This window comes from Microbacterium sp. W1-4-2 (assembly GCF_058349885.2).
Genome location: NZ_JBYRJC020000002.1, coordinates 308,757 through 316,436, shown reverse-complemented (window position 1 = coordinate 316,436; position 7,680 = coordinate 308,757). Strand labels below are relative to the sequence as shown.

Annotated in this window: 9 protein-coding genes; 8 read left to right on the top strand and 1 reads right to left on the bottom strand. The window is 71.2% G+C overall.

Annotation, left to right across the window (positions count from 1 at the left end; genetic code table 11):
- Both AC3RX0_RS09345 and AC3RX0_RS09340 read left to right on the top strand, forming a co-directional pair.
- A partial coding sequence (locus AC3RX0_RS09345) for a TIGR03943 family putative permease subunit (protein WP_491505707.1) occupies positions 1-519 on the top strand: 519 nt, incomplete at its 5' end.
- Positions 509-2,008, top strand: a complete 1,500-nt coding sequence (locus AC3RX0_RS09340) for a hypothetical protein (protein WP_491505706.1) — start codon at positions 509-511, stop codon at positions 2,006-2,008. The genes AC3RX0_RS09345 and AC3RX0_RS09340, both read left to right, overlap by 11 nt.
- Before the next feature lie 45 nt (positions 2,009-2,053).
- Here the strand turns inward: AC3RX0_RS09340 and AC3RX0_RS09335 are convergent, their stop codons facing one another.
- Positions 2,054-2,791, bottom strand: a complete 738-nt coding sequence (locus AC3RX0_RS09335) for a glutamine amidotransferase-related protein (protein WP_491505705.1) — start codon at positions 2,789-2,791, stop codon at positions 2,054-2,056.
- Positions 2,792-2,845: 54 nt separating this feature from the next.
- Between AC3RX0_RS09335 and AC3RX0_RS09330 the strand changes: the two genes are divergently transcribed.
- The 6 genes from AC3RX0_RS09330 to AC3RX0_RS09305 all read left to right on the top strand — a co-directional run bounded on the left by AC3RX0_RS09330 (position 2,846) and on the right by AC3RX0_RS09305 (position 7,644).
- Positions 2,846-3,535 (top strand): DNA-3-methyladenine glycosylase, encoded by a 690-nt coding sequence (locus AC3RX0_RS09330; protein ID WP_491505704.1) that lies wholly within the window; start codon positions 2,846-2,848, stop codon positions 3,533-3,535.
- 517 nt (positions 3,536-4,052) lie between these two features.
- Positions 4,053-4,289, top strand: coding sequence for a 50S ribosomal protein L28 (rpmB, locus tag AC3RX0_RS09325; RefSeq protein WP_039402457.1), 237 nt, complete (start codon positions 4,053-4,055; stop codon positions 4,287-4,289).
- On the top strand, positions 4,289-4,459 hold the full coding sequence (gene rpmG / locus AC3RX0_RS09320) for a 50S ribosomal protein L33 (RefSeq protein WP_491505703.1): 171 nt from the start codon (positions 4,289-4,291) through the stop codon (positions 4,457-4,459). The genes rpmB and rpmG overlap by 1 nt, the downstream gene beginning before the upstream one ends.
- A gap of 4 nt (positions 4,460-4,463) precedes the next feature.
- Positions 4,464-4,769 (top strand): 30S ribosomal protein S14, encoded by a 306-nt coding sequence (gene rpsN, locus AC3RX0_RS09315; RefSeq protein WP_491505702.1) that lies wholly within the window; start codon positions 4,464-4,466, stop codon positions 4,767-4,769.
- A gap of 301 nt (positions 4,770-5,070) precedes the next feature.
- A complete protein-coding gene (locus AC3RX0_RS09310; RefSeq protein ID WP_491505701.1) occupies positions 5,071-5,358 on the top strand; it encodes an HU family DNA-binding protein in 288 nt (95 codons plus the stop codon).
- Between the two features lie 288 nt (positions 5,359-5,646).
- On the top strand, positions 5,647-7,644 hold the full coding sequence (locus tag AC3RX0_RS09305; RefSeq protein WP_491505700.1) for a bifunctional copper resistance protein CopD/cytochrome c oxidase assembly protein: 1,998 nt from the start codon (positions 5,647-5,649) through the stop codon (positions 7,642-7,644).
- Positions 7,645-7,680 lie beyond the last annotated feature (36 nt).

Sequence of the window (7,680 nt, the reverse complement as noted above, 5' to 3'; positions counted from 1 at the left end):
GCCGGCGCGCGGCGGATCGCCGGCGCCGCGATCGCCGGCACGGCGGGGGCTGCGGCATCCGTCGTCGCGCTCGCGATCCTGCTCGTGCCGCCCGCGAGCCTCTCGGCCGAGATCGCGCAGTCGCGTGACACCGGCACGCCGCCGCTGTTCGCCGGCGCCGACACCGTCGCCCTCGCCACCCGCGGCGACACCGCGCAGTTCGGCGTCGGCGAATGGGCGAGCGTGTTCGCCACCGCGACGAACCCCGAGTCGTTCGAGGGCGATCCGGTCACCCTGACCGGATTCGTCTCGCGGGCCCGGTCCGACGACTTCCGGCTGACCCGGATGGTCATCACGCACTGCGTGATCGACGCGCAGCCGGCGTCCGTGCCCGTGCGTGCGGCATCCCTCGCCAAGCTCGGCACCGGGGCCTGGGTGCGGGTGACCGGCACGGTGCGCTCGACCGCGTCCGGCGCGCTCGAGATCGACGCCACGGACGTCCGGCGGATCGCCGAGCCCAAGGACCCGTATGAGTACTGAGCCCGACCCCCTCGACGGCCGCACGGCCGGCCCCGGCGCCCGCGGAGCCCGCCGTGCCGCGGGCAGACGCCGCCAGACGCGCCGCTACGCGGTCACCGTCGCGGTGGTCCTGGCCGTGCTCGGCGTGCTGGGGTTCGCCGGCGCCGCCGTCACGAACGGCCAGGGTCCGCGGGTGTCGAGCGTGAGCGACGACCCGCACGCGGCGGTCGCGGCATCCGGGTCACGCCTCATCGTCTCGATGAACCAGGCGCTGCGGCCCCTCAAGCCCGCACAGGTCAGCGTCACGCCGGCCACGCCGTTCACGGTCGACACGTCCGGCCGCTCGATGGGCGTGCGCTTCACCCTGCCGCTGCACGACGACACCGAGTACACGGTGCGCTTCCGCGACGTCGAGGGGCTCGGCGGGGGGCCGGCGACCGACGTGGTCCATCGCCTGCGCACCCCGGGGCTGCAGCTGTACATGCTGCAGCGCGGGCAGGGCGGCGACCGCATCCTGCGCGCCGACGTGCGTGGGCAGGGCGGTGAGCCGGTGTTCACCGACCGGCACATCGAGGACTTCCGCGCCACCACCGACCACATCATCGTCCAGACCCTCGACACGCGCGGCCGCGCACACCTGAGCGTCACCGATCCGAACGGGGCGCACCGCCGCACCCTCAAGCTGCCGGGCACCGGCAGCATCGCCCAGCTGCAGATCGCGGATCGCGGCGACCTCGCCGGCTACACCTACACCGCCGCGGACCCGGGCGCTCCCGGCGCGCAGATCAGCGTCCTGTACGTGGCGTCGCTGAAGGATGCCGCGGCCGCCGCGCCGCCGCGTCGCATCGCGCTGCCGGGCAAAGACACGCGGGTCGCCGACTGGCGGTTCGTGCCCGACAGCGACAGCATCCTCGTCCTGACCTTCGACGGCCGCATGCTGCTCACCGGCGCCGCCGGCGGCCAAGCGGTCGACCTCGGCCGTGGGCTGTCGATCGACGGCATCGCCCGCGGCGCGTCGATCGCCTACATCGACCGCTCCGACGGACCGTACACGGTCGACCTGTCCGACGGGGCCGAGAAGCCGCTCGCCGCGGCGACAGAGGCCGGCCGGCGGGTGCCCGGGACCCGCGGCACGGTGGTGCCGGTGCCCGGATCGAACGCCACCGTCCGGCCCTACACGGTGCTCGACGTCGCCGGCGGATCGGGCGCCGAGACGGGAGCGCCCGAGGGCACGGTCCTCTACCGGGTCGGCGCCGACGGCGCGTCCACGCCGGTGCTGCGCCTCCCGGTCACCGACGCCGTCCTGCAGACGTGCCTGTCGCCGAGCGCCCGCTACGCCGCCGTGACGATCGCCCCCGACACGGCCGCGAACCCGTACGACGACTATCTGCTGCCGATGCCGCGCACCACCATGACCCGCATCGTCGACCTCTCCGACGGCCGCGAGGTGCGGCAGCTGAGCGGCTTCGCCCCGTCGTGGTGCCAGGTGCCGCCGGGCTTCATGATCTGACCTGTCCCGCGCGCGGCCGAGCGGACGCCGCGCACCAGGATCGCGTCACCCGGCGACGCGTGACAGCTCGCGGGCGAACGCGCCGATGATCCGGCCCGGTTCGGTGACGGACGCTGCCAGCACACGCTGTGCGAGCGTCTCGAAGTCGCTCGAGTCGAAGTATCCGCCGTTGCGGTAGATCTCCATCCGCTCGACGAACGCGTGCGTGCTCGCCTCGGGGTGGAACTGGGTGGCGTACAGCCGGTCGCCCACCCGGAACGCCTGCACCGGGCACGCGTCGTTCGTGGCCAGCAGCACCGCTCCCGGCGGCACCGAGCCCGACCCCTCCTTGTGCGCGGTGAGCATGGTGAACCGGCTGGCCAGCGCCCCGAACAGCGGATCGGCCTCGCCCGCGGGCGTAAGGGCCGCCATCGCCGGTCCGGTGTCCTCGGGGAAGCGCCGACTCACCTCGCCCCCCAGCATCCGGACCACCACGCCGATCCCGTAGCACGTGAACAGCGCCGACGCGCGTCCGGATGCCGCGGCCGCCGCGACGCGTTCGAGGTCGCCCTCGAGCCGCACCTGCACGTCGGTCTTGCTCGAGGCCGGATCGGTGACGTTGAACGGACTGCCGCCGACGAGGAACCCCGACCACCGCTCGAACGCGTCCGGCGGCAGCGGGTCGTGCACGAGGTCGTGCATCTCGAGGTCCTCCGGGGCGAGCCCGGCCATCGCCCGGAAGGATTCGTACTCCGCGTCCGCCGCGCCGCGTTGCGGGCGCACGCACATATACACGAGGGGCATGGCCGCGATTCTAGGGGCGTATGGTGGTGCCAGGCATCCCCCGCCGCATTTGCGATGACAGATCTTCTTCCCGACACCAGGCTGCGCCCCGTCACGCGCGACGACCTGGCGGCGTTCCCGGTCGATGTCGCGCCGCGTCTGCTGGGCGCCATCCTTACGGTGACGATGGATGCCGAGACCGTCGCGCTGCGGATCACCGAGGTCGAGGCGTACCACGGCAAGGGCACCGGACCGGTGCCCGACCCCGGGTCGCACGCGCGCATGGGGTACACGGCCCGAAACGCGACGATGTGGGGCGAGCAAGGACACCTGTACGTGTACCTCAGCCACGGCATCCACTCGTGCGCGAACGTCGTGTGCGGCCCGGAGGGCGAGGCCGGCGGAATCCTGCTGCGCGCGGGCGAGGTCGTCGACGGCGTCGAGATCGCCCGGCGGCGCCGGCCGGCCGCGCGCACCGACCGTGAGCTCGCCCGGGGCCCGGGGCGTCTGGGCGATGCGATGGGGCTCAAGCACGCGCTGCACGACGGGATCGACGTGGTCGAGGGGACGCCGTTCGGCGGCGCCGTGGCGCGCCTCGCGCTGCGCGACGAACCGCTGCAGGACGTGGCATCCGGCCCCCGCGTCGGCATCGCCGGCCTCGCGGGGACCGACGCGTACCCGTGGCGGTTCTGGATCCCCGGCGACCGGACGGTCTCGCCCTTCCGGTGGGGCCGCGGCGCCGCCGAGGCCGCCGCCGCACTCTGACCGGGCCACGAGGGCCCGCAGAGCGAGAAAGCACCTGGTCAGAACGCAGGATGTGACTTCCCCTCGGAAGTGGGCTATGGTCAGCCGGAATACCCGCCAGCTGAACACGAGGGAAGCGAGTATCACGATGGCCGACAAGAACCGCGCGAAGAAGGCTCCGCAGACGACGCTCAAGGAGAAGCGGGCGCTGAAGAAGGAGCGCGCCGAAGAGACCACCGTCAAGGCGCGCAAGCGCTGACGCAAGACCTCGGTCGTTGAGCGGGCTGCCATGTGCGGCCGAGATGAAGCGCCGCCGATGTCGTTTCGTCTCGCTTCGCTCGCTCAACGGCCGAGAGGGGCGCCGTCAAGGCGACACGCCCGGCCATGCTAGACTCTCCTCTTGTCTGTGCGCACTCCAGCGCGCAGTTCGCACCCTCCCGTTCATCGTCGGCCGGCAACGGCCGGGATTTCGGCTGGGCGCAGACAAGGGATCTTGGGTGGGGCCGTCCGGCCTCACGGTACAGAAGGAGACATCACCATGGCTGCAGTGTGCCAGGTGACCGGAGCGGTTCCCGGCTTCGGTCACAACATCTCGCACTCGCACCGTCGGACGAAGCGCCGCTTCGACCCGAACGTGCAGAAGAAGACCTACTTCGTTCCCTCGCTGGGTCGTAAGGTCACCCTGAACGTGTCCGCCAAGGGCATCAAGGTGATCGACGCGCGCGGCATCGAGTCGGTCGTGAAGGACCTGATCGCGAAGGGTGTGAAGCTCTGATGGCCAAGAAGGCACAGGACATTCGTCCGATCATCAAGCTGCGTTCGACCGCGGGCACGGGGTACACCTACGTGACCAAGAAGAACCGCCGCAACAACCCCGACCGCATCGTGCTGAAGAAGTACGACCCCATCGTGCGCAAGCACGTCGAGTTCCGAGAGGAGCGCTGATCTCATGGCCAAGAAGAGCAAGATCGCGCGCAACAACCAGCGCGAGGAGGTCGTTGCCCGCTACGCCGAGAAGCGTGCCGAGCTGAAGAAGCAGCTCGTCGACCCGAACTCCACCGACGAGCAGCGCGAGGCCGCCCGCGTGGGTCTGCAGAAGCTGCCCCGCGACGCGTCGCCCGTGCGGCTGCGTGGCCGCGACGTCATCGACGGTCGCCCGCGCGGCTTCCTGTCGAAGTTCGGCGTCTCGCGCGTGCGCTTCCGCGACATGGCCCACCGTGGCGAGCTGCCCGGCGTGACCAAGTCGTCCTGGTAAGCGGCATCCGCTTTCACGAAGGCCGGAACCTCTCGGGGTTCCGGCCTTCGCCGTTCCCGCCGTCCCCGTCGCCTCGCCCCGCACGGCCCGGCTCGCGGAGGGAACCGGCGCCACAGGAGCCACTCCGGTCACACCAGACGCCGCGACACGCCGACGAGAATCGGTGAGGATGCCGTCAAATCCGCGTGATTCCGCGGTTTCTTGGTACATTCGACCCGGTCGCACAGACCAGCCGGGGGGCGCAGGGCTCCTCGGTCACGTAGAGAAGGCGGCTACCGCGCCGCCTGGAGGACACATCCACATGGCCGACAAGTCCATCACCAAGACCGAACTCGTTGCGAGCATCGCCAGCGCGACGGGCCAGAGCCAGGCCGTCGTCTCCGGCGTTCTCGACTCCCTCTTCTCCACGGTCTCCGAGGCCGTCGCCAAGGGCAGCAAGGTCTCGATCCCCGGTTGGATCGCGTTCGAGCAGGTCGCCACCGCGGCCCGCACCGGCCGCAACCCGCAGACCGGCGCCGAGATCAAGATCCCCGCCGGCAAGCGCGTCAAGGTCACCGCCGGCTCGAAGCTGAAGTCCGCGGTCAAGTAAGTCCGCAAGACCTTTCGGAGGGGGATGCCGCAGCCGCGGCATCCCCCTCCCTCGTCGTTGCGCCCGTCCGTCGTCGTTGCGCCCGTCCGTCGTCGTTGCGCCCGTCGCCCACCCCGCGAATCCATAGGGATTGGGCGAATCCATACCCTCTGGCCTATTGATTCGCCCAATCCCTATGGATTGGTCGATGAGGCGGGGCGGTCGATGAGGCGGGGCGGTCGATGAGGCGGGGGTGGTCGATGAGGCGGACCGGGCTGAGCGCCCAGCGAACCCGCTTAGGCTGGAGGGGTGAACCCCCGCGCGCTGCGGGCCGCCGGGCCCGCCCTTCTCGTCGTGGCCGCGCTCGTCGCCGCGATCTGGGCGCTCGCGTACGGCGGGGGTGCCGCTCCTCTGCCGCTGGGCGATCCCGGCCCGGGCGTGCGCTGGGGACTGCCGCTGGTGACCCTGGTCGTGAACCTGTCGGCGGCGGGCCTGTGCGGCACCCTCGTGACCGCGCTGTTCGCCCTGCGCGCCGACTCCAAGCCGTTCGAGGCCGCGCTGCTGGTGGCATCCGTCTCGGCCGCCGTCTTCACGGTCGCCTCGGCGGTCACCGGCTTTCTGACCTTCGTGCTGACGTTCAACCCGACGATCGGCATCGACAACACGTTCGGCGCCCAGCTGGGCAACTGGCTCACGCAGACCGAGGCCGGCCGCACATGGCTGATCACGACGCTGGCCGGCGCCGTGCTGAGCGTGCTGACCTTCGCCGTGCGCGGGTGGACGGCGACCCTCATCACCGCGGTGCTCGCCCTGGCGACCCTGGTGCCGATGGGCACGCAGGGCCACTCCGGAGAGCTGGCCAGCCACGACATCGCTGTGAGCGCCATGATCATGCACATGATCGGCGCGGCCGTCTGGCTCGGCGGCCTCGTGCTGCTGGTGATCCTGCGCCCGATCATGAAGCGCGACGGCATGGCCGAGGTGCTCGCGCGCTACTCGTCGATCGCCCTCGTGGCCTTCGTGGTGGTCGGGATCTCGGGCGTCGCACGTGCGGCCGTGGCCCTCGGCAGCTGGGGGGCGCTGGCATCGGGCTACGGCACGATCCTGATCGTCAAGGCCGCGGCGCTGACGCTGCTCGGCCTGTTCGGCGCCATCTATCGCACGCGGCTCATCTCCCGGCTGAGAGAGGATGCCGCATCCCGCCGCTTCTGGGGCTTCGTGCTGGTCGAGCTGCTCATCATGGGCGTGGCCAGCGGCGCGGCCGTCGCGCTCGCCCGCACGCCGCCCCCCAGCGACCAGGTGCCGCTGTCGCAGACCCCGGCCGAGATCCTCACCGGAGCGCCGCTGCCGCCCGAGCTGACGATTGCCCGCTGGTTCACCGAGTGGAACATCGATCTGCTGTGGCTCGTCGTGTGCGGGTTCGGGCTGTTCTTCTACTTCGCCGGCGTGTGGCGGCTGCACCGCCGCGGCGACAGATGGCCGATCTATCGCACGGTGCTGTGGGTGCTCGGCATCCTGCTGCTGTTCTGGGTGACCTGCGGGCCGATCAACGCCTACCAGGAGTACCTGTTCAGCGTGCACATGGTCGGCCACATGATGCTGACCATGGCGATCCCCGTGCTGCTGGTGCCCGGGGCGCCGGTGACCCTCGCCCTGCGTGCGATCGCCAAGCGCCACGACGGCACCCGCGGCGGCCGCGAGTGGATCATGTGGGCCGTGCACACTCCGTTCGCCCGGGTCGTGACCAACCCGGTCGTGGCGGCCGTGATCTTCGGCGTCTCGCTGTGGGTCTTCTACTTCACCGACCTGTTCCGCTGGTCGCTGTACGACCACCTGGGCCACGAGTGGATGATCGTCCACTTCATCATCTCGGGCTACCTGTTCGTGCAGTCGCTGATCGGCATCGACCCGGTGCACTACCGGCTGCCGCATTCGCTGCGGCTGGTCGTGCTGATCCTGGTGATGGCCACGCACGCGTTCTTCGGCGTGACGCTGATGATGCAGTCCGGGCTCATGGTCGCGGAGTGGTTCGGCTCGATGGGGCGCACCTGGGGCGCGACGCCGCTCATGGACCAGTACATCGGCGGGGGAGCGGCCTGGTCGATCGGCGAGCTGCCGACGTTCGTGCTCGCCGTGGTCGTGGGCATCATGTGGAGCCAGAGCGACGCGCGCGCCGAGCGCCGCCGCGACCGCCACGCCGACCGCACCGGCGACGCCGAGCTCGTGGAGTACAACGCGCGCCTGGCGCGCATGGCCGAACACGACGCCCAGGTCGCGGAGCGCCAGGCGCAGCTCGACCGCCGGTAGCGGCATCCGTCACCGGCGTCCTCTGCCGCGGAACGC